Genomic DNA, 19,333 nt, shown 5'->3' on the forward strand with positions numbered 1-19,333 from the left:
CGCTAGCGTCACCGCATGAGCGCGCAGCACCTTTCGATCTATCTCGATGACTGGATTCTGGAGCAGGTCCGGGCCGGTGAACACAATTTCTTCAAGCGGCTGATCGGAGCGGTGGAGACGGCGGATTGGACCGTCAGCCTGCATCAGACTGGCCCCGAGGCGCGCGCAGCGGCCCCCGCGCGCGAGGGCTATGCGCTCTACCGGATGGAGCCGCCGACCCATGCGCGGGCGCTGACCTGCCGGCGGACCTATGTCGGGGCGTTCTGGCATGTCGAGGCGGAGGCGGAGCGATGGGATTGGCCGGTCGCTCAGGCGGCGTTCGATGCCGAGGAGGTGGACGGCGAGGCCGCGGCGCAGTTCTTCTTTTCGACACGAAATAGGCTCTATCCCGGCGTAAAACCGTCCGATGAGGAGGATCTGGCCTTCATTCCGCTGCAGGGGCGGCTGCTGGATCACCGCTCGTTCCAGTCGGTGAGCCCGGTGCAGATGATCGAAGAGGTGCTGGCCCGACATTCCGGCCCGGTCGTGGCCACGCTGCACCCCAATGAGGATTACACAGCATGCGAAATCGAGGCGCTGGAGGCGATCGCGGCCAGCAACCCGCGCTTTCGCTTCCAATCCGGTGGCTCGCCCGAGCTGCTGCGCCGCTGTCGCTTCGTCGCCACGCAAAACAGCGCGCTCGCCCTCGAAGGGTTCTTCTTGCGCAAACCGGCGATCCTGTTCGGCCTGTCGGATTTCCACCACATCGCGGGATCGGTGCCGCGCGAAGGGATCGAGGCCGCTTTCGCCAAACTGCACGAGACGCCGCCGGTCGCCCGTTACCTCTACTGGTTCCTGCAGCTGCAATCGCTCAACGCGGGCCGCCCGGAGTTCGAAGACCGGTTGCGCGCAAGGCTGCGCCATTTCGGCTGGCCGACATGAAAAAAGGCGCCCGAAGGCGCCCTTTTCCTCCGTCAAATCTGATCCGCAGATCAGATCGATTCGTTGATCCAGCTTTGCAGCGCCGCTTTCGGGGCTGCGCCGATCTTGTTCGAGACGACCTCGCCATCCTTGAACAGGAAAAGGGCGGGGATGCCGCGCACGCCCAGCGTCGCCGGGCTGTCTGGGTTCTCGTCGACGTTCACTTTCACGACCTTGATCTTGCCGGACATTTCCTCGGCAATCTCTTCGAGCGACGGGCCGATCATGCGGCAGGGGCCGCACCATTCAGCCCAGAAATCCACCACGACGGGAACGTCGGACTTGCGCACTTCTTCGTCGAAAGTGGCGTCGGTAACAGCAACGGTAGCCATGTCAGCCTCCTGAATATTGGGTCGGCAAGGAAGGTAAGTTCCGCCCCCGTCGGCGTCAAGATACAGTGGGCGTGCGCAAGCTCCCGTCTAGCTGTGCATCTGCGAGCGGCATGATCGTTCCGTCCTGTGTCCACAGGATCGCGCAGGTGATGCTGCGTCCGGGGTGAATCTGCCGCAATGCAGCGCGATAGGCGGCCATCTGTCGCACGATGCCTTCGGGCACCTGATCGGGCGACGAGGGGACGATGCGGTTGGATTTGTAATCGAGAATGTGAACGCCTTCGGCATCGATCCGCAGACGGTCGATGAAGCCGTGAATCCGCTGGCCGCCGAATTCCTCCAGCGCGGCGGTGATCTCGACTTCCGCCAGACAGTCCGGACCCAGCCAGGCCGCCATGCCCGGCGCTTCGAGAACGCGGGTAGCTTCGGCCAAAACAGGCTCTATTTCACCCGGAAGCAGCGCATCCTCGCCCTCGGACAGCAAGAGTTCGGCAAGGTCTTCCCACTGATCTCGCGGCCGTTCCGGCAGATGTTCGAGAAGCCGGTGCAGGTTGCGCCCGTGACGCAGCGCCTCGTCTTCGTCCATCATCTCGCCATCGCCGAACAGAGCCTTCGCCCCGCCCAGATCGGAGGGCGAAAGCGGACGCGGCGGCGGCTCGACGGCAGCTGCGGGCGTGAGGCTCCATGCGGGTAGATCCAGTCGCGTGACTTCCTCTGCGGCCGCTGGGGCGCGCGCGTTCACCGGCCATGCGCCGGTCGCGTGGCGTGGATATTCGCCAAGCTCCTGCAACGGCTTGGAAAGGCCCGTGACGTCCTCGGTTCCCGCGGCTTCGAGGCCCGATTTCATCCGGCTGTACCAGGTCTCGTCGCCCTCGCCGACCTCACCGGCTGCGGCCACGATCAGCCATTTCTCCGCCCGCGTCATCGCGACGTAGAGAAGCCGCTGTGCCTCTTCCGTGCGGGCAGTCGTCTCCTTCCCTGCGGCGGAAAGCTGGGCCTCCGGCGCGTCCGGCGCGGGCTGCCGCAGCCCCGCGACACCATTGTCCAAACGCAGGATTTTAGGCGGATTAGGCTCTTTTTTCTTCGCCGTATCGGGTAGGATGACGATCGGCGCTTCCAACCCTTTCGAGCCGTGAACCGTCATCACCCGGATCGCGCGCCCTGCCCCGTCCAACTGCCGCTTCACCTGCACATCATCCGCATCGAGCCAGCCGAGGAACCCGGTCAGGCTGGGCACTTCATTGCGCTCGAACGCCAGCGCCTGCGAGATCAACTCGTCGATCCCGTCCTCCGCCTCGGGGCCAAGCCGCGCCAGAAGCCGCTCGCGCCCGCCATGCCGGGTCAGCAGGCGTTCGATCAGCTCGAATGGCCGCAGGAAATCGGAATTGTCGCGCAGATCTTTCAGCATCTCCTGCGTATCGGACCGCATCTCGCCACGCCGGAGCGCCTCCCAGAGATAGCCCTTCCGGGGCTGCGCCAGCTGATAGAGCTCCTGCTCGGACCAGTTCAGAAGCGGCGAGCGCAACGCCTCCGCCAGCGACAGATCGTCCTCGGGCGTCGCGAGGAAGCTGAGAAGCGAGCGAATATCACGCACCGCAAGCTCCGCCCCGAGCTTCAGGCGATCCGCCCCCGCGACCGCCAGCCCGATCGATTTGCAGGCGCGGATGATCTCGGAAAACAGCTCCGAGCGACGCCGCACGAGGATCAGGAAATCGCCCTCATGCACCGGGCGCGCGCCGCCGGGCGCCTCGTGATCGGGGATCTGCACCCCCTGTGCGATCATCGCGGAAATCTCGGCGGCGATCATGCGCGATAGCTGAGAAATCGCAGATTCCGCGCTGGTCAGATCGACCGGGCTCTCCCAATCGTCCTCGTCATCCGTCTTCACCGACTCGATCGCGGGCCACAGATCGACGCGGCCCGGAAGCGCCTCGTGGAAGGCGATATGCGAGGGCGCGCCGCCCAGGCCCTGCTCGGCTCCGCGCGCAAAAGCGAGGTCCACGGAACGCAGCACGGCCGCGGACGACCGGAAGGAATGCTCCAGTTCCAGCGGAGAGAGCGCGCGACCGATATCCGCGAATTTTCGGGCGAAATGGGCGCGCATTTCCTCGAATTGCTGAAGATCGGCCCCTTGGAAGGAATAGATCGACTGCTTGCGGTCGCCGACTACAAACAGCGTGCGCTCGCCCTTATGCGCGCCTTCGCCGGAGGTGAATTCCTCGGCGATCCGCTCGATCACCCGCCATTGCCGGGGGCTCGTGTCCTGCGCCTCGTCGACGAGGATATGGTCGATCCCGCCATCGAGGCGGAACAGCACCCATTGCGCCACCGAAGGCTCATCCAGGAGCGCCGCCGCACGGTCGATCAGGTCGTCGAAATCGAGCCAGCCGCGCGCGGTCTTATAGGCGTCGAGCCGCGGCAGGAAGACCTGCGCGAACCGGTGCAACGCATGGGCGCGTTTCGCCGCGACAAAGGCGAGGCGGCGGGGACGGTTCTCGGAGACGCGCTCGGACAAATCGGACAGCGCGGCCATCGTGCCGTCGCCCAGCGCCTTGGCGAGCGCCTTGGTGGCGACCTTGTCGAGCTTGGGCTGATAGGGCGGGCCGTCCTTCGGTTTCTTGACGCAAAGCACGTCTTCCAGAGCCTGCACAGCGTCCAGATCGCGGGTCCGCGCCGCCGCCAACCCTGCGCCGACGCGCTGATCGTTCTTGGAGCTTGCAAGGAACGCAGGCGCGACGTCGCGGATCATCGTCAGATCGCCGTCGTCGAAGACCTCGGACAGCAGCGCCTCTTCGGTCATGTCCCGCGGCAGATCGTAGGCTTCCAGCAGATCGGGCAAGCCAAGATCGCCTGCAAAACCGACCCTATTCCGGCTTATATCGGCTGCGAGGGCCGTCAGGTCCTCACCGGAATAGACGCCGAGCAACGCATCGAGCCGCTCGCAATCCGGGCCCGTCGCGATCTCCTCGAGGATATCCTCACGCATCAATTCGCCGGCGCGGTCGTCCATCTCGGAAAACCCCGGCGAGACTTTCGCCTCGAGCGGGAAGCGGCGCAGCAATCCCGCGCAGAAGGCGTGAATGGTCTGGATCTTCAGCCCGCCCGGCGTCTCGATCGCCTTGGCGAACAGCCGCCGCGCTTTCGCCAGATCCTCGGCGGAAAGCGCCTCATCGGCACCCAGCGCCCGCAGCTTCTCGCGCAGCTTTGACTCGTCCATCATCGCCCAACCGCCCAGCAGACCGAGCAGACGGTTCTGCATCTCCGCCGCGGCGGCCTTCGTGTAGGTCAGGCACAGAATGCGTTGAGGCTCTGTTCCGGCCAAAAGCATGCGCGCGACGCGGTCGGTCAGCACCTTGGTCTTGCCCGACCCCGCATTCGCGGCGAGCCAGACCGAGCTGTCCGGTTGCGAGGCCTGATGCTGTCTGAGGCTGGCTGGATGGGTCATGACACGTCCTCCCCCTCGGCCTCATCGGTGACATCCCATTCCCCGAAGCGCGAGACCTGATCATAGTCCGTCCGCGCGCGCGCTTTTTGCGGAGCGCGCCGCGCGGTGAAGCCTTGCGACGGTTCGAAATAGCGCGCGATCAGTTTGCGGAATTTCTCCCAGCTCTCCTCGGGCGTCTCGCTGCGATCCCCGGATTTGCCCTTGATCTGCGTGGTGGCGCCGTCGCCGCCGAGCCGCACATAGGACATGCCCGCGACCTCGCGCGGCCCGATCGCCTCGAAGGCCCCACGCCCGACCATCGCGGCCTCCAGAAGCATCTGCTTGTTGAAGGCCATCACCTCGCGCTCCGACGGCGGCGTGCCGGTCTTGTAGTCGTAGATCCACGCGCGCCCGTCTTCGAGAATGTCGATCCGGTCGGGCTTTGCGGTGAGCGTAAAAATCGGGTTTTTCAGTGAAACAGAGCCTTTTTTCTCCACCACCATGGGCGCGCCCTGCGCGCGACGCTCGGCCTCGGCCCGGCAGAAAGTCTCGGCGATCCCCCGGACCCTTGCGAGCCAGATGCGCTGCGCACTGGGCCACGGAATTTCACGGAGCATCACCTCCTCGGCGATCTCCATCAGACGCGACTGCGCCGCTTCGATCGTGGCGGTCTCGTCATAGGTCTTCACGAAGGTTTCGACGATCTGGTGCAACACCTGACCACGCAGCAAGGCGTCGGGTTCGGGGCGCAGCGGATCGAGGGCGCGCAGCTTCAGGATGCGCTTCGCGTAGATGTCATAGGGGTCGCGGATCAGGGTCTCGATCGCGGTGACCGGCAATTCGCGCGGGCGCACATCGACCGGCGGGCGGGGCGACGGGCGTTTGGCGGGCTCAAGCGTGATCCGCGGCGTCTCGACCGCATCCGCCAGATCGAGCCAGCGTTTACCGCGGCCGCGCATCTCGGCCAGCGCCTCGGTGCCGCCTTGATCGGGCAGGCCGTCCACGAGGTTCAAGAGCCGGTTGAGCCAGCGCGACGGGATCGTCTGCGCCTCCGCATCCCGCGCACAGCGCGACAGGATCACCTGCGGCCCGGCAACCGCCTGCTGGAAATCATGCGCCGAAAGGCCGACCTGCCGTTCGGGCAATAATAGACCCGATTCCAGCCGCATTTGACGGCTGAACCACGGGTCGGGCGCGGGCGCTTCGGGCCAGCTTCCCTCGTTCAACCCGCCACAAATCACCAGTTCGGCGCCCTGCGCGCGCGCTTCCAGCGTCCCCCAGATCGCGATCAGCGGATGCGCGGCGAGCGTCTGCCGCACGAGCCCGCTCTGAAGGTGTCGATTAACCAGATCGGCGTAATCGAGCGCGCCGAGATGCCCGCCGAAACCGGACTGACTGCGCAGGTCCTCCATCAAGCGACGCGCCTCGCGCCCCGCCGCCTCGCGCCACAGCTCACTGGTCTCGGTCGCGGCACTAGGTCCGGCGGCGACTCGTTCGGCGAGCCGGAAGTGCTGTTCCACGTGATCTGTCAGCGCGACCGCGGGAGGTGCCGTGAAATCCTCGAGAATATCGCAGAGCCACTGCGCCCAGGATTCCAGCGATTCAGGGTCTTTTTCAGCCCATTTCGTAAGACTCTCGCGGTCCGGGAACGCGGGCCCATAGCGGCGCAGGCGCAGCTCCAGTTCCCGCGTATTGCGCAGATGCGGCCCACGCTCTTCCTCGCCGGTCGCGGTCAGCGGATGTTTCAGCAGCGCAATCAGATCGGCGATCCCGACCGGACGCGCCCGCATCGCCGCGATCTGCCGCAGGAACCGGCCCGGCGCAGTCTGCTGCAGCGGCTGTCCCGCACTGTCGTCCGGCACGATCCCCCACCGGTCGAGCGCCGCCGACACGCGGCGCGCCAGAAGACGATCAGGCGTGATCAGAGCCGAACTGACGCCCCGCTCGACCGCGTCGCGCAGCGCGAGCGCAATCGACAGCGCCTCATGGCGCGGATCGCGCGCTTCGATCAGCGACAGCCCCTGACAGGCCGGAACGAGCGGCCCCAGCCCAGCGCCTTCGCGCCGCCATTGGTCGGTAACTGGCGCCGGTCGCAGCGCGAGCGACACGAGACGGTTGCGGCCCGGATCCGGCGCGGAGATCTGGTCCCAATCGACGACGTCTTCCGCCGAAAGCCCGAGCTTGTCGAGCAAGCTGCGATAGCGGAACTGCGGGTGGTCTTCGAGCGGAAACGGGCCGGAATAGAGACTATCCCACGCCGCCTGCGTCATGTCGCGGTCGAAGCCGGGAAGAACGATCGACCCGTTTTCCAACCGCGCGACCGCCTGCATGAAGAGCGAGGTCGCCCCGTGCGAACCGGTCGAGCCTGCGACGATCACCGGATCCGCGGGCGGGCTTTCGCGCCAACGCTCGATCACCGCCTCCACGACCATCCGCTGGCGGCTCTCGCGGTCCAGCTCGGCGTCGTTGTCGAAATAACGCGCGATAATGCGGATGAAACGCAGGCTCTCCTGCCAGTGGCGGGCGTGGGTCTCGGTCAGTTCCAACTGGTCGAGATCGTCGATATGGACACCCTCGCTCTGCATCTCGGCGAGGAGGGAATACAGGCTCTCGGCCAGCGCGAATTGGCTCGCGCCCGCCTCGAATTCGGGCATGGCGCGGGTGAGTTGCTCGACGAACTGGGCCAGTTCGAGCTTACGGCGCAGCGGGGGCACGGGCAGCGGCAGACCCGCGAGCGGATCGGCACCGAGATCGCTGACCAGCAGGAGCCGCGGCAGATAGAGCGCGCCGCTTTCGAGGAAGACCTCCCGCACGCGGCGGCGCATCCGCCCGGAGTTGAGATAGAGCGTGACCCGGGCCAGCGCCTCGGGCGGCTGATCGGCAAAGCGCGCACGCAGCCCAGCAACCAAGGCGCGGGGAAAATCGACGCCCGGCGGGAGGGCGTAGACGGAGGCGATGTCCTCACTCATCGAGCATCGCCTCGGCCAAAGGAATGGATTCGGGACGCCCGACATCGCACCACCCCCCGTCATGCACGAGGCCGAAGACACGCCCCGCCGCGATCATCTCGTCCCATAGGATGTTCAGCGAGAAGCTCCGCTCAGAAATAGACCCTATTCCAGCGGGATTTAGCATCTGCGCTCCCGTATAGACATAACCCGGCCCGCGCGTCAGGCGGCCGGTCTCGTCCATCGTGAAATCGCCCGCGCCCGCATGTCCGCGCGCATTTTCGGGCCTCACCAGCATCAGAAGCGCCGACATCTCGTCGGGCCGCCACGCCTCGCGCAGCCGGGCCACGGGGTTCTCGCCACTCCAGACCGCATCGGTGTTGAGCGTCATCACCGGGCCGTCGCCAAGCAGCGGCAGCGCCTTACGCAGCCCGCCGCCGGTTTCCAGAATCTCGTCGCGCTCGTCCGAGATCGCGACGTCCTGCCCGGCCAGATGCGCGACCACCTGATCGGCGAGGTAATGCACATTGGCCACGAGCCGCCGCGCCCCGCCCGCCCGGGCAAGATCGAGCGCGTGATCGATCAGCGGACGCCCGGCGACCTCGATCATCGGCTTGGGCCGGGTTTGCGTCAGCGCGCCCATGCGCGTGCCGAAACCGGCGGCGAAGAGCATCAAGGCGTCGGGCTGGTCGGGCATTTTCGTCTCAAATCAGCAATCAAATTCGGGTCGGGCGCAGGATAGGCGGCGTGGAACAGCTCCGCCAGATCGGCAAGCGCGGGATCGGCGAGGTTACGCGAAATATAGCCGTAAACGCGCGGCATATACTCAAGATATTGGGGCTTTCCGTCGCGAATGGTCAACCGCGCGAAGATCCCGAGGATCCGCAGCGCGCGTTGCAGGCCAAGCAGACCGTAGGCGAGGCGAAACGTGGTCGGATCGGTCTTGGTCAGCGCGCAATAATGGGAGATCTCGGCGTCCTCGACCTGCGGGCTCACATCGCGGCGCGCATCTTGCAACGCTGAGACCAGATCATAGGCGGGATGGGCCCGCAGCGCGTCCTGATAGTCGAGAAGCCCCAGGCGGCGCAGGCCCGGACGATCCAGCAGAATGATGTTCTCCGCGTGGAAATCGCGCAGGCATAGAACCGGCTTCCACGCCGGAAGAGTGTCGAATTTATCGGCGATCGCCTGTTGGAGCGCATCCGCGGCAGCCCGGTCCGTGCAGGGGTAGAACTCCGGCACCAAATCCAGCAGGTCGGCGAGCGCGGGACCATCCAGCAGCGGCAGATCTTCGGGCGGCGCATGGCGGGGCAGATCGGCGAGGAATTCGGTGATCAGAGCATAGAGCGCAGGCTCGTCGTCGGGCGTCGCGTCGAGGTGACGGGCCGCGAGGGCATCGCCAAAATCTTCGAGCAACAGCAGCGCCGCCGCATCGTCGCGCGCGAGCACGTTCGGCGTGGAAAAACCGGCCTCGGCGAGCCAATCGCCGATGCGCGTGAAACGGGCGATCTCGGTCCCGTCGGGCGCTTTCATCAACACGGCGCGATCCGCGCCGCGGGTCAGGCGTTCGTAACTGCGGGCCGAGGCATCTCCGGCGAGCGGGCGGCGGCTGGCGTCGTGCCACCCGGCGGCGGTGAGGAAGCTTTGAATCTCGGCTTCGTCAGCCATTCCACGCCTCCAGAACCTGCCGCGAAAGAGGCGTAGTCGTCTCGAAACAGACCCTTCGCGCCGCGCCTTCTTCGGTTTGCTCGAAACGCAGCCGCAGCGCCCCTTTCGGCGCGGCGGACCCGAGCCGGTCGGGCCATTCGATCAGGCAAATCGCAGAGTCGAAGGCCGCATCCAGTCCGAGCTCGAGAACCTCGTCGGGGTCGGTGAGCCGATAGAGGTCGGCATGCCAGATTTCGCAATCGGCCTCGTAGGTCTGGACCAACGTGAAGGTCGGTGAGGGCACATGTTCTGCCACGCCGAGCCGCGTCTGGATCAGGGCGCGCGCGAAATGGGTTTTCCCGGCGCCGATCTGACCGTCGAGCAGGAGCACATCGCCCGGCCCGGCGAATTCGGCAAAGAGCGCGCCAAGCCGCTCCGTCGCCTCGGGATCGGGGAGATCGAGGCAGGGCATTTCGCTGGAAACGGGGGCGTGCGTCGGCGCGGGCATGGCTCGGTTCTAGCGCGCCGATCGCCCCTTTGCCAAGCGGCTAGCCTTGCTGCGCGACGGTGGTGCCCGTCTGACGTGGCGGCGGCTTGCCGGAAGCTGCGTCGACACGGAAACGCAGGAGAAACGCCCCGCCCGAAAGCGTCTCGAGCTGGCAGGTCACATGCCGCCCGTCGAGCAGGGTGATCTCTTCGGTCAGGTTCTCGCGCGCGCCGATTTCCCGGGCGAGATTTTGCAGCCACGACCAGAAGGCGCTGGGTTCGGCGCGCGCCTGCCATTGCTTCACCGCGTCGAGCAGGGTCACCCGGCCCAGCGTCGCCTCCGGCTCGACCCCCCAGAGCGCGCCATAGGCGGCATTCGCCATCGCCAATTCGCCCGAGGGGCGGAACACCGCGATCGCGTCGCCGACCCGGTCGAACACCTCCTGAGACATCTCGATTTCACCACGAAACTGCCGGGTTAGAGACGTTTCCAACGAAATATCCTCGAACAGGAACGCCACTGCGCCATCGGGATGCGGGCGCCCGGTGACGCGATAGGTCTGCCCGCCGGGCAGGTTCCAGGTCTCGGCGTGGTACCCGGAGGCGGCGGCCTGCTCCAGCTCGGTCATTTCCTGCCGCCAGCTTCGGTAATCCTTCGGCTCGGGCATCATCTTGGTTTCGCGCAGCCTGTCGAGAAAGGCGTAGAGCGTCGGGCGCGTGGCGAGGAATTCCGGCCCGAGCTGCAGAAGGTCGCTCAGCGCGGGATTGAACAGCCGCAGCTGCCGGTCCCGGTCGAAAATCGCGAGCCCGATCGGCAGGTCGGCGAAGGTCTTGGTCAGGGTCTGGACAAAATCGCGCAACGCCTTCTCGGCCCGCACGGCGGCGTCGGCGGGGAGGGCGAAATGCAGCGTGCCGCGTTCGAGAACGACGGAGTGACAGTCGAACCATGTCGCGGCATCGGTGTCGCTCCGCGCGGCGGGGCCAATCTCCAGACGATGCGGCCCGCCCCCGTCGAATGCGTCGGGCGGCAGCGTGAACAGGCTCGGCAGCGGCCATCCAAACCCTTCTTCGCCTGCATCGAAGGCCCCTGCGCGCACAAGATAGGCTCTGTTTGCCCAGCTCAACTCACCCCCCTTCTCGGTCCGCCAGATCAGAACCGGCGAGCGGTCGAGTGTCGTGCGCATCATCTCCAATTCGTCTTCCATCGCCCGGAAAGAGAGACTGTCGATGCGCTGGCCCTGCCCCTCCCCTTCGGGATCGACGAGGGTGATCCGCGCCAGACCGTTGAAATTCTCGACGGTGAGGCGGAGCCGGGGCTTGTCGGTGGCACTCGCGACCTCGGTCATCTCAAGCCGCCCGAGATCGGCGAGCTGGCCGATGCGGGACTGAAATTCGGGAAAGCGCGGCGCGGCGAACGCGGTGAAGCGCGTCCAATCGCTCGCCCCGATGGGCATCGATTCCAGCAGGCGCCGCGCCGGGGGCGTTGCATCCACAAGCGCCTCGTCGTCGAACAGAAAGGCCACCTCCTCGATGTCCTCTCGCGCAGCGGGGGTCAGCCTGCGCCCCGGCGCGCGGCCCACGGCGAGCCATGTCAGCAACAACGCGACCAAGGCCGCGCCCACCGAGGTAAGCGCGATCATCGCCGCCTCGAGCCATGCAGTCGTCATGTCTTTCGGCCTCTCAAACCTGTCCCCAGGTCGAGGGTGCGAAAGAATCGTTAACTCAGCGTTAACTTCGCTCGGGGAGCGGTAAGAGAAGGGAAGGCGATCAGACCGCGATCGGCTGGTTCAAACCAAGCCCCGCGTCGTCCCGCGCCAGAAGGCGCGACGCAGGCCATACGACTTCCACAACCGCACCGGAGCGCGCGGGCACCGCGGCACCGGGCGCGAAGGGCGCGTCGCCATTCGAGAAGGTGAGCCGCCCGCCCGTGCGCTCGATCAGGGTCTTCGCAATGAAGACGCCCAGCCCCATCCCCTCATAGCCTTTGCGCTCCGCCGCATTCGCACGCGGCTGCAGGAAGGGATCGCCGATCCGGTTGAGCACGCTAGTAGGATAGCCCTTGCCGTCGTCGCTGATCCGCACGGTGATCTCTTCATCGTCCCATTCCGCCTCGACCCAGACCGTGGAGTGCGCGAAATCGACGGCGTTCTGGATGAAATTGCGCAGGGCGTGGATCAGTTCGGGATAGCGGTAGATCGTCGGCTGGCGTTCGAGGCCCTCGACGATGGGATGGGCATCGAAGTGAATTTCGATCCCGCGCTCCATATGCGGGTCCGCCGCTTCGCGCAGAACGGCGACGATGGGCGCGGTCCGCATATGCAGGTCGTCTTTCCCGACCCGGCCCATCGAATGGAGGATGTCGCGGCACCGATTGGCCTGCTCGCGGATCAAGAGCGCATCGTCGCGCAGATCGGGGCTGTCTTCGAGCTCGTCGGCCAGCTCCGAACTCACCAGCTTGATCGTCGCAAGCGGCGTGCCCAGCTCATGCGCCGCCGCCGCGACGACCCCGCCCAGATCGGTCAGCTTCTGCTCGCGCGTCAGGGCGAGCTGCGTCGCGCGCAACGCATCGCCCATCGAGCGCACTTCGCTCGCCACCTTATGCGCATAGGCGCCAAGGAAGGCCACGCCGATGATGATCGACAGCCAATAGCCGAATTCGAAGACGTCGGGCACCGCGATCACCTCGCCGGTCTTGCTAACCAGCGGCAGATAGACCACCGCGACGATCGAGATCATCACCATCGTCGCAAGACCCAGCAGGATCGTCGCAGATCGCTCCAGCGCGGTGGCCGCTATGGTCACCGGCACGAGAATGAGCAGCGCGAAGGGGTTGTTCATCCCACCCGTGATCGACAGCAACAGCGCAAGCTGCGCCATGTCGAACATCAGCGTCGCCGCCGCCTCGGGCTGGGTCAGGCGCTTGGTGTCGGGAAAGAGGAAAATCGCCACGAGATTGGCCGCGATTGCCGCCGCGACCGTGGCGAGGCACAGCGCCAGATCCAGCGCGATATCATAGACGAAATAGGCGACGAAGATCGCGCCGAGCTGACCGACAATCGCGGTCCAGCGCAGGAAGATCAGCGTCCGGAGGCGCACCCAGTCGTGGTGAATCTCGGCCGGGCCGGGTTGGGCCTCGAGGCGTTGAGCCATGTCGTCTCCCGCGTCCAAAGCGCACATCGCCGGAATTGGCGGCATGAAAGCATTGATAATCGGCGCCCGCCGCGCGATCAATGCAGCCGTGAGAGGAGTGACAATATGAACCGTATTGCGAAAATTTCCGCTGCCGCCGCGACCGCGATCGTGGTCATCGGCTTGGGCGTCACCTGGTTCGCCGCGACCCGCAGCAATGACGACGATATTTTCGCGCAGTGCCGGCAAAGCGTCGTCGCAGGCGGCGCAGGCGAAATCGGCGGTCCTTTCACCCTCACCGACGAGAACGGCAAGGAAGTGACGAATACGGATGTCATCACCGAGCCGAGCATTCTCTATTTCGGCTATACCTATTGCCCGGACGTCTGTCCGCTCGACAGTGCGCGCAATGCCGAAGCCGTAAGCCTTCTCGAAAAGCGCGGCTATTCGGTGACGCCGGTCTTCATTTCGGTTGATTCCGCACGCGACACCCCCGAGCTGCTGAAGGAATTCACCGATCTCATGCATCCGAAAATGATCGGGCTGACCGGCACGCCGGAGCAGATCAAGAAGGTCTCGCAGGAATACCGCACCTATTTCAAAGTGCAGGACCCGGGCGACCCCTACACCCTGATCGATCACTCGACCCAAAGCTATCTGGTCTTCCCGGACACAGGCTTCGCGGAATACTACAACCGCGACACCACGCCCGAGCAGATGGCCGACAGCGTCTCCTGTTTCGTCGATGCGTGGAAAAAGGCCAATCCCGACGGCGCAGCCGGAAATTGACCGAACAAGCGCAACAGCTTAAAACAAATCCAAGCGTCAAACTCGGCGAGAGGGAGTTACGATAATGGCTGAAGACATCAGCGCCGATATCGGGTCGGACAAATCGCTTCTGATCGTCGATGATGATCTGCCGTTTCTCACGCGGCTCGCCCGCGCGATGGAGAAACGCGGCTTCGAGACCCAGACCGCCGAAACCGTCGCCGCAGGCCGCGCGATCGTGCAATCGAACCCGCCCGCTTATGCGGTGATCGATCTGCGGCTCGAGGATGGCAACGGGCTCGACGTGGTCGAGGCGCTGCGCGAAAAGCGTGCGGACGCGCGGATCGTCGTGCTGACCGGATATGGGGCCATCGCGACCGCCGTGGCCGCCGTAAAAATGGGCGCGACCGATTATATCGCGAAACCCGCCGATGCCACCGACGTCACAAATGCGCTATTGGCGAAAGGCGAGGTTGCCCCGCCGCCGCCGGAAAACCCGATGAGCGCGGATCGCGTGCGCTGGGAACATATTCAACGGGTGTACGAACTTTGCGACCGGAATGTTTCGGAAACGGCGCGCCGCCTGAATATGCACCGCCGGACCCTTCAGCGGATTTTGGCTAAGAGAAGCCCTCGCTGACGTTTTGGTTAGGTTGTTAAATATTTAAGGTTTCTATTTAATGCTCCGGATATCCAATTCGGAGCTTTAAAATGAATCTAGATGATATGTCCCTCGACGAGCTGAAAGCTCTTCGTAAGCAAGTCGACAAGGCGATCTCCGGCTACGAGGATCGCAAGAAGAAAGAAGCGATCGATCAGCTTGAGCGCGCGGCCCGTGATATGGGTTATTCGCTGGCGGAACTGACCGGATCGGGTTCGGCCAAGCCGCGCCGCACCGTGCCGCCGAAATATGCCAATCCGGACGATGCCAGCGAAACCTGGACCGGTCGTGGCCGCAAACCGCGTTGGGTGCAAGCCGCTCTCGACAATGGTAAATCGCTCGACGATCTGAAGATCTGAGAAACAAATAAGTATTTTTGAATACGAGTGCCTGCCGGAATTGCAGACACTCGTATTACAGCTCTGACAAAAGCGCTTCGTGGCGTGCGGTATAATCCGTGCGCACCTCCGACGGCGGTCGCAGATGGATTTTAAAGGTTTCGGCATATTCGGGCGCGAGCTTTCCGAAAACCTTGTCGGCCTCAACTTTGGAAAACCCGGCAATCTGTTCCGCTTCGAGGCGGGCCGAGACGATATCCGCCTTTTTGATCGCACGCTTGATTCGCACCGGAAGCGCAGCGGGTAGACCAAAGCGTATATGCACCGCCGCGATCAGCCGATCATCGAGCGTGCCATAGCCTTCGCCAATCGCCGCCTTCACCGGGCTGATCATATCGCCCAGCACATATTCCGGCGCATCGTGCAAAAGCGCCGCCAATTTCCATTTCGCGGCGATTTTCGGATTCTGATGGCAGAAGATCTGCTCAACTAGAAGCGAATGCTCAGCCACGGAATAGGGCCAGTCGCCGAAAGTCTGACCGTTCCAGCGCGCCACGAAAGCCAGACCATGCGCGATATCCTCGATCTCGATATCGACGGGCGTCGGGTCCAGCAGGTCGAGCCTGCGCCCCGAAAGCATCCTTTGCCAAGCGCGTTTCATGTGATCACCGTATAGTCGTCGGGAAAGCGCGCGAGATAGCGCGCCATTTTGTTTCTGTTGATGAGTTGCCGGACGAGCATTTTCGTCATCAGCTTACTGCCCGGCCCGGGGCCGTCGGGAATATCGAAGCGCCGTTCCGGGAAATGCGCGGCGCAGAAATGGCGCAAACCCCGCCCAAAGCGCGGCGGCAGGGTTTCCGGCCGCGCTTTCCACGGTTTCGACGGGCCGATGAAATGCACGATATGGGCGCTGACCATCGCCTCATGCAGCCGCGAGGCCGGGGTATATTGCCAGTTCCACATCGGGCTGAGCTCCGCCCAGTTGCGATACAGAACGCAATTGAGAAGCGTCTGATCGTTGCGGCGCAGGCGGGCGCCGTTCTTTTCTCCAAAGCTCAGCGCCGCGTCGAGAATGCCTTGAGCGTTCCAGTTCGCCACGTCGATCAGCAGCACGCCGGAATTGAAATAGGCGGCATTGGCGAGATCGAAATCCTTGAAATCCTCCGGCATCCGCGACGGCGTCCGCCATTGCGGATTATCTCGCACTGCTCCGACCGGTTTCCCTCCGAGTTCAACCGTCAGCAGCCGCGAGAGATCGCCGCTATCCACGTGAATATCGGCATCGAGATAGAGAATGCGATCATAATCATCCGCGAAAATCTTCGGCAGCATGAGGCGCATATACATGGCCGAACTGCGTCCCCGATCGGTCGAGAAACCCGAAAATATCAGCTCGGGATCGAAACTGCACAGCCGCAGATTCAATCCTTCGAGCGACGCCGGAAGCGTCACCGGTTCGGCGCTGACGATGCAGATATCGAAATCCCGATCCGGGTGGAGCTGCGCGATCTGTCCCGCCGCATGTGCGGCATAAGGCAGGTAAGCGTCATCGCAGCAAAACGCGATCGCCTTGCGGTGCTGCGCAGGTTTCGAACAGGCCAGATTGATCTCCATTCGCCCCTCTCATGCAGCGCGTATCTGTGACTAGCCAAAGCCATTGCAGCTGTAAACGCCACAGATTGAGGAACATTTTCGCGCGGAGTGTGTTCTTGGCTTGACACGGAGAGAAAAAGGGGACGCCAAAATGCAGACCTCGAAAACTACGTTCTTTGCCGCCGGGATCGCGATTATCTCGATCCCCGCTACCATTGCCCTCGCCGCCGTACGCAGCGACGAGGCTGTGACGCCCGCCCCGCAAGCTGAATCGGCGCGGCAGGTCATGCTGGATGGCTATGAGGGCGACGGTCGCCCGATGGAAGATATTCCGTCCGAAATTCCTTATGGCGATCTGTCGGCCTTCGACAACGTCACGGCGATCGGCGAGGCACAAAGCCCCGATCAGCCCTATTGCGACAACCGCGCGAAGCTCGTGGATTCGCTCAATCACGACTTCGCGGAGAAGCCCGCGATGACGAAACAGCTTGGCGATCACCGGAAGGTCGAGTTGTACGCCTCGAGCATCATGGGCACCTGGACTGCGGTCTATACCCGTGCCGACAACGTCTCCTGCATCGTGTCCTCGGGCACCGATTGGAAGCGTGGCAACAACCCGGTGGCGCTCCTGCATCGTGAGGGGATTCTTCCCGCAACCTGAACGTGATCGGCCTTCATTGCCGCTTTACGGTCCCAGTGCTACATAGCTTCCAAATTCAGATTGGGAGCCACGCATGGCCGATTACGTCATCAAGGATATCGCTCTGGCCGACTACGGCCGGAAGGAGCTCGACATCGCCGAAACCGAAATGCCGGGCCTGATGGCCTGCCGCGCGGAATTCGGCGAGAGCAAACCGCTGAAAGGGGCACGCATCGCGGGGTCGCTGCACATGACCGTGCAGACCGCGGTGCTGATCGAAACGCTCAAGGCGCTTGGCGCCGATGTGCGTTGGGCCTCGTGCAACATCTTCTCGACGCAGGATCACGCGGCTGCGGCGATCGCGGCGGGCGGCACGCCCGTTTTCGCGATCAAGGGCGAGACGCTCGCAGAATACTGGTCCTATACCGACCAAATCTTCCAGTTCGAGGAAGGCACCTGCAACATGATCCTCGACGATGGCGGGGATGCGACGCTCTACATCCTGCTCGGCGCGCGCGTCGAAAATGGCGAGCCTGACCTGATCGAAGTGCCCACCTCGGAAGAGGAAGAGGCGCTGTTCGCCCAGATCAAGAAACGCATGAAGGAAAGCCCCGGCTGGTTCACCAAGCAGCGCGACGCGATCAAGGGCGTCTCGGAAGAGACCACGACCGGCGTGCATCGCCTTTACGATCTGCACAAGAAGGGCCTGCTGCCCTTCCCGGCGATCAACGTGAACGACTCCGTCACCAAGTCAAAATTCGACAACAAATACGGCTGTAAAGAGAGCCTCGTGGACGGCATCCGCCGCGCCACCGACACGATGATGGCCGGCAAGGTCGCCGTAGTCTGCGGTTATGGCGATGTGGGCAAAGGCTCCGCCGCGTCGCTGCGTGGTGCAGGCGCTCGAGTGAAGGTCACCGAAGTCGATCCGATCTGCGCGCTGCAAGCCGCGATGGACGGGTTCGAGGTTGTCGTTCTGGAAGACGTCGTCGACAGCGCCGACATCTTCATCACCACCACCGGCAACAAGGACGTCATCCGGATCGAGCATATGCGCGAGATGAAGGATATGGCGATCGTCGGGAACATCGGCCATTTCGACAATGAAATTCAGGTCGCGAACCTGAAGAACCACAAATGGACCAACATCAAGGATCAGGTGGACATGATCGAGATGCCTTCGGGCTCGCGCATCATCCTGCTGTCGGAAGGCCGCCTGCTGAACCTCGGCAACGCCACCGGCCACCCGAGCTTCGTGATGTCGGCCTCCTTCACCAACCAGGTGCTGGCGCAGATCGAACTGTGGACCAAGGGCGAAGACTATGCGCCGGGCGTCTACATCCTGCCCAAGCATCTCGACGAGAAGGTCGCCCGCCTGCATCTGGAGCGGATCGGCGTGAAGCTGACCCAGCTCAAGCCCGATCAGGCCGACTATATCGGCGTCACGGTCGAAGGGCCCTTCAAGCCCGAGCATTACCGCTACTGACCCGATCGCATCGCGATTTCAAAGGCCGCGCCGCAGGGTGCGGCCTTTTTACGTGCAACGCAGACCATGATCGGTTTTCCTCGGGACAGGAGGAGAGCGATGACACCCGAAGACCTTGCCGCGCGGTTCAAGCCGCAATTGGAGGCGGAGCTGGCCGAGCTGCGCAGCGCGTCGCAGGATACCGCGCAGACCCGCAAACCTGTCGAGCTGGACCAGCAAAGCGTCGGGCGGCTGTCGCGCATGGATGCGCTGCAGAACCAGGCGATGGCGAATGCGGTGGATGGACGCCGTCAGCACCGGATCACCGCGATCGAGGCCGCACTCCAGCGCATCGCGGAAGACGAATTCGGCTATTGCGACAGCTGCGGCGAGCCGATCCCCGAGAAGCGTCTCGAACTCGACCCGACCTTCACGCAATGCGTCTCCTGTCGCGGCGGTGGCTGAGGCGCGAGAGGTCCCGGGATTTACGCTTTGTAATTTCACTATCTCGGCTTACCCTGCGGCTGCCTTCATTTCTGGGCAGAGCAACCTGATAGGTGGGACACATGGGTAAAAGAGACGAGCTGATTGAGAAATACGCCGAGGATCTGACATCCAAATGCGGCATGACCCCGGACATGGATCTTCTGACCAAGGTAACGATCGGCTGCGGGCCCTCGATCTACAATGCGGATTCTTCGACCGTGGCGGCGACCGACAAGGAAGAGCTTGAGACCGTGAAGGACAACTTCCTCGTCAAGAAGCTTGGCCTCTCGGACAGCCCGGCGCTGATGGATGCGATCGACAGCGTGATCGAGACCTATGGCCGGTCCGAGCGCAACAAGTATCGCGCCGTGATTTATTACATGCTCACCAAGCATTTCGGCAAAGAGAGCGTCTACGCCTGATCGCGAGCACCTCGCGCAGCGTATGACGACCCAC

The 19,333-nt window shown here is 63.8% G+C and carries 18 protein-coding genes; 8 read left to right on the plus strand and 10 right to left on the minus strand.

Going from position 1 to position 19,333, the window contains the following annotated elements:
- The first annotated feature begins 15 nt into the window (after positions 1-15).
- Complete coding sequence (locus tag BMI86_RS10940; protein WP_078541444.1) at positions 16-921, plus strand: hypothetical protein; 906 nt, start codon at positions 16-18, stop codon at positions 919-921.
- Between the two features lie 50 nt (positions 922-971).
- On the opposite strand, the gene trxA is transcribed toward BMI86_RS10940, so the two are convergent.
- From trxA to BMI86_RS10980, 8 genes are all read right to left on the minus strand, one after another.
- The gene (gene trxA, locus BMI86_RS10945) at positions 972-1,292 is read right to left on the minus strand and encodes a thioredoxin (protein ID WP_078541445.1); all 321 of its coding nucleotides are present in this window, start codon (positions 1,290-1,292) and stop codon (positions 972-974) included.
- Positions 1,293-1,347: 55 nt separating this feature from the next.
- A complete protein-coding gene (gene addA, locus BMI86_RS10950) occupies positions 1,348-4,737 on the minus strand; it encodes a double-strand break repair helicase AddA (RefSeq protein ID WP_078541446.1) in 3,390 nt (1,129 codons plus the stop codon).
- On the minus strand, positions 4,734-7,685 hold the full coding sequence (gene addB, locus BMI86_RS10955) for a double-strand break repair protein AddB (protein ID WP_078541447.1): 2,952 nt from the start codon (positions 7,683-7,685) through the stop codon (positions 4,734-4,736). Before addB ends, addA begins: the two co-directional genes overlap by 4 nt.
- Positions 7,678-8,361, minus strand: coding sequence for a nucleotidyltransferase family protein (locus BMI86_RS10960; RefSeq protein WP_078541448.1), 684 nt, complete (start codon positions 8,359-8,361; stop codon positions 7,678-7,680). Before BMI86_RS10960 ends, addB begins: the two co-directional genes overlap by 8 nt.
- Positions 8,337-9,332 carry a phosphotransferase gene (locus BMI86_RS10965; protein WP_078541449.1) on the minus strand — a complete coding sequence of 332 codons (996 nt, stop codon included), beginning with the start codon at positions 9,330-9,332 and terminating at the stop codon, positions 8,337-8,339. Before BMI86_RS10965 ends, BMI86_RS10960 begins: the two co-directional genes overlap by 25 nt.
- The gene (gene tsaE / locus BMI86_RS10970) at positions 9,325-9,819 is read right to left on the minus strand and encodes a tRNA (adenosine(37)-N6)-threonylcarbamoyltransferase complex ATPase subunit type 1 TsaE (protein ID WP_078541450.1); all 495 of its coding nucleotides are present in this window, start codon (positions 9,817-9,819) and stop codon (positions 9,325-9,327) included. Before tsaE ends, BMI86_RS10965 begins: the two co-directional genes overlap by 8 nt.
- A 40-nt stretch (positions 9,820-9,859) precedes the next feature.
- Positions 9,860-11,464 (minus strand): PAS-domain containing protein, encoded by a 1,605-nt coding sequence (locus BMI86_RS10975; protein WP_078541451.1) that lies wholly within the window; start codon positions 11,462-11,464, stop codon positions 9,860-9,862.
- Positions 11,465-11,564: 100 nt separating this feature from the next.
- Entirely contained in the window at positions 11,565-12,947 is a 1,383-nt protein-coding gene (locus tag BMI86_RS10980; RefSeq protein WP_078541452.1) for a sensor histidine kinase RegB, read from the minus strand.
- 105 nt (positions 12,948-13,052) lie between these two features.
- Between BMI86_RS10980 and BMI86_RS10985 the strand changes: the two genes are divergently transcribed.
- The 3 genes from BMI86_RS10985 (at position 13,053) to BMI86_RS10995 (ending at position 14,714) form a co-directional block, all read left to right on the plus strand.
- Complete coding sequence (locus BMI86_RS10985) at positions 13,053-13,715, plus strand: SCO family protein (RefSeq protein WP_078522718.1); 663 nt, start codon at positions 13,053-13,055, stop codon at positions 13,713-13,715.
- Between the two features lie 64 nt (positions 13,716-13,779).
- Complete coding sequence (locus BMI86_RS10990; RefSeq protein WP_078522717.1) at positions 13,780-14,334, plus strand: ActR/PrrA/RegA family redox response regulator transcription factor; 555 nt, start codon at positions 13,780-13,782, stop codon at positions 14,332-14,334.
- Positions 14,335-14,405: 71 nt separating this feature from the next.
- Positions 14,406-14,714 (plus strand): H-NS histone family protein, encoded by a 309-nt coding sequence (locus BMI86_RS10995; RefSeq protein ID WP_078541453.1) that lies wholly within the window; start codon positions 14,406-14,408, stop codon positions 14,712-14,714.
- A 55-nt stretch (positions 14,715-14,769) separates the two neighbouring features.
- On the opposite strand, the gene BMI86_RS11000 is transcribed toward BMI86_RS10995, so the two are convergent.
- Together BMI86_RS11000 and BMI86_RS11005 are read right to left on the minus strand one after the other, a co-directional pair.
- Complete coding sequence (locus BMI86_RS11000) at positions 14,770-15,354, minus strand: hypothetical protein (protein WP_078541454.1); 585 nt, start codon at positions 15,352-15,354, stop codon at positions 14,770-14,772.
- On the minus strand, positions 15,351-16,307 hold the full coding sequence (locus BMI86_RS11005) for a glycosyltransferase family 8 protein (RefSeq protein ID WP_078541455.1): 957 nt from the start codon (positions 16,305-16,307) through the stop codon (positions 15,351-15,353). Before BMI86_RS11005 ends, BMI86_RS11000 begins: the two co-directional genes overlap by 4 nt.
- Positions 16,308-16,437: 130 nt before the next feature.
- Between BMI86_RS11005 and BMI86_RS11010 the strand changes: the two genes are divergently transcribed.
- The 4 genes from BMI86_RS11010 (at position 16,438) to BMI86_RS11025 (ending at position 19,299) form a co-directional block, all read left to right on the plus strand.
- Entirely contained in the window at positions 16,438-16,947 is a 510-nt protein-coding gene (locus BMI86_RS11010; RefSeq protein WP_078541456.1) for a hypothetical protein, read from the plus strand.
- 73 nt (positions 16,948-17,020) lie between these two features.
- A complete protein-coding gene (ahcY, locus tag BMI86_RS11015; RefSeq protein WP_078541457.1) occupies positions 17,021-18,412 on the plus strand; it encodes an adenosylhomocysteinase in 1,392 nt (463 codons plus the stop codon).
- Between the two features lie 99 nt (positions 18,413-18,511).
- Entirely contained in the window at positions 18,512-18,856 is a 345-nt protein-coding gene (locus BMI86_RS11020) for a TraR/DksA family transcriptional regulator (protein WP_078541458.1), read from the plus strand.
- Between the two features lie 101 nt (positions 18,857-18,957).
- A complete protein-coding gene (locus tag BMI86_RS11025; protein WP_078541459.1) occupies positions 18,958-19,299 on the plus strand; it encodes a DUF2853 family protein in 342 nt (113 codons plus the stop codon).
- Positions 19,300-19,333: the final 34 nt, after the last annotated feature.

The sequence above is a fragment of the Thioclava sp. DLFJ5-1 genome (assembly GCF_002020115.1).
In the GTDB taxonomy this organism is placed as follows: Bacteria; Pseudomonadota; Alphaproteobacteria; order Rhodobacterales; family Rhodobacteraceae; genus Thioclava; species Thioclava sediminum.

What these genes read in the sequence shown, in the direction of transcription:
- BMI86_RS10940 (WP_078541444.1), top strand. Translation starts at nt 16, where the DNA reads ATGAGCGCGCAGCACCTTTCGATCTATCTCGATGACTGGATTCTGGAG.
- trxA (WP_078541445.1), bottom strand. Translation starts at nt 1,292, where the DNA reads ATGGCTACCGTTGCTGTTACCGACGCCACTTTCGACGAAGAAGTGCGC.
- addA (WP_078541446.1), bottom strand. Translation starts at nt 4,737, where the DNA reads ATGACCCATCCAGCCAGCCTCAGACAGCATCAGGCCTCGCAACCGGAC.
- addB (WP_078541447.1), bottom strand. Translation starts at nt 7,685, where the DNA reads ATGAGTGAGGACATCGCCTCCGTCTACGCCCTCCCGCCGGGCGTCGAT.
- BMI86_RS10960 (WP_078541448.1), bottom strand. Translation starts at nt 8,361, where the DNA reads ATGCCCGACCAGCCCGACGCCTTGATGCTCTTCGCCGCCGGTTTCGGC.
- BMI86_RS10965 (WP_078541449.1), bottom strand. Translation starts at nt 9,332, where the DNA reads ATGGCTGACGAAGCCGAGATTCAAAGCTTCCTCACCGCCGCCGGGTGG.
- tsaE (WP_078541450.1), bottom strand. Translation starts at nt 9,819, where the DNA reads ATGCCCGCGCCGACGCACGCCCCCGTTTCCAGCGAAATGCCCTGCCTC.
- BMI86_RS10975 (WP_078541451.1), bottom strand. Translation starts at nt 11,464, where the DNA reads ATGACGACTGCATGGCTCGAGGCGGCGATGATCGCGCTTACCTCGGTG.
- BMI86_RS10980 (WP_078541452.1), bottom strand. Translation starts at nt 12,947, where the DNA reads ATGGCTCAACGCCTCGAGGCCCAACCCGGCCCGGCCGAGATTCACCAC.
- BMI86_RS10985 (WP_078522718.1), top strand. Translation starts at nt 13,053, where the DNA reads ATGAACCGTATTGCGAAAATTTCCGCTGCCGCCGCGACCGCGATCGTG.
- BMI86_RS10990 (WP_078522717.1), top strand. Translation starts at nt 13,780, where the DNA reads ATGGCTGAAGACATCAGCGCCGATATCGGGTCGGACAAATCGCTTCTG.
- BMI86_RS10995 (WP_078541453.1), top strand. Translation starts at nt 14,406, where the DNA reads ATGAATCTAGATGATATGTCCCTCGACGAGCTGAAAGCTCTTCGTAAG.
- BMI86_RS11000 (WP_078541454.1), bottom strand. Translation starts at nt 15,354, where the DNA reads ATGAAACGCGCTTGGCAAAGGATGCTTTCGGGGCGCAGGCTCGACCTG.
- BMI86_RS11005 (WP_078541455.1), bottom strand. Translation starts at nt 16,307, where the DNA reads ATGGAGATCAATCTGGCCTGTTCGAAACCTGCGCAGCACCGCAAGGCG.
- BMI86_RS11010 (WP_078541456.1), top strand. Translation starts at nt 16,438, where the DNA reads ATGCAGACCTCGAAAACTACGTTCTTTGCCGCCGGGATCGCGATTATC.
- ahcY (WP_078541457.1), top strand. Translation starts at nt 17,021, where the DNA reads ATGGCCGATTACGTCATCAAGGATATCGCTCTGGCCGACTACGGCCGG.
- BMI86_RS11020 (WP_078541458.1), top strand. Translation starts at nt 18,512, where the DNA reads ATGACACCCGAAGACCTTGCCGCGCGGTTCAAGCCGCAATTGGAGGCG.
- BMI86_RS11025 (WP_078541459.1), top strand. Translation starts at nt 18,958, where the DNA reads ATGGGTAAAAGAGACGAGCTGATTGAGAAATACGCCGAGGATCTGACA.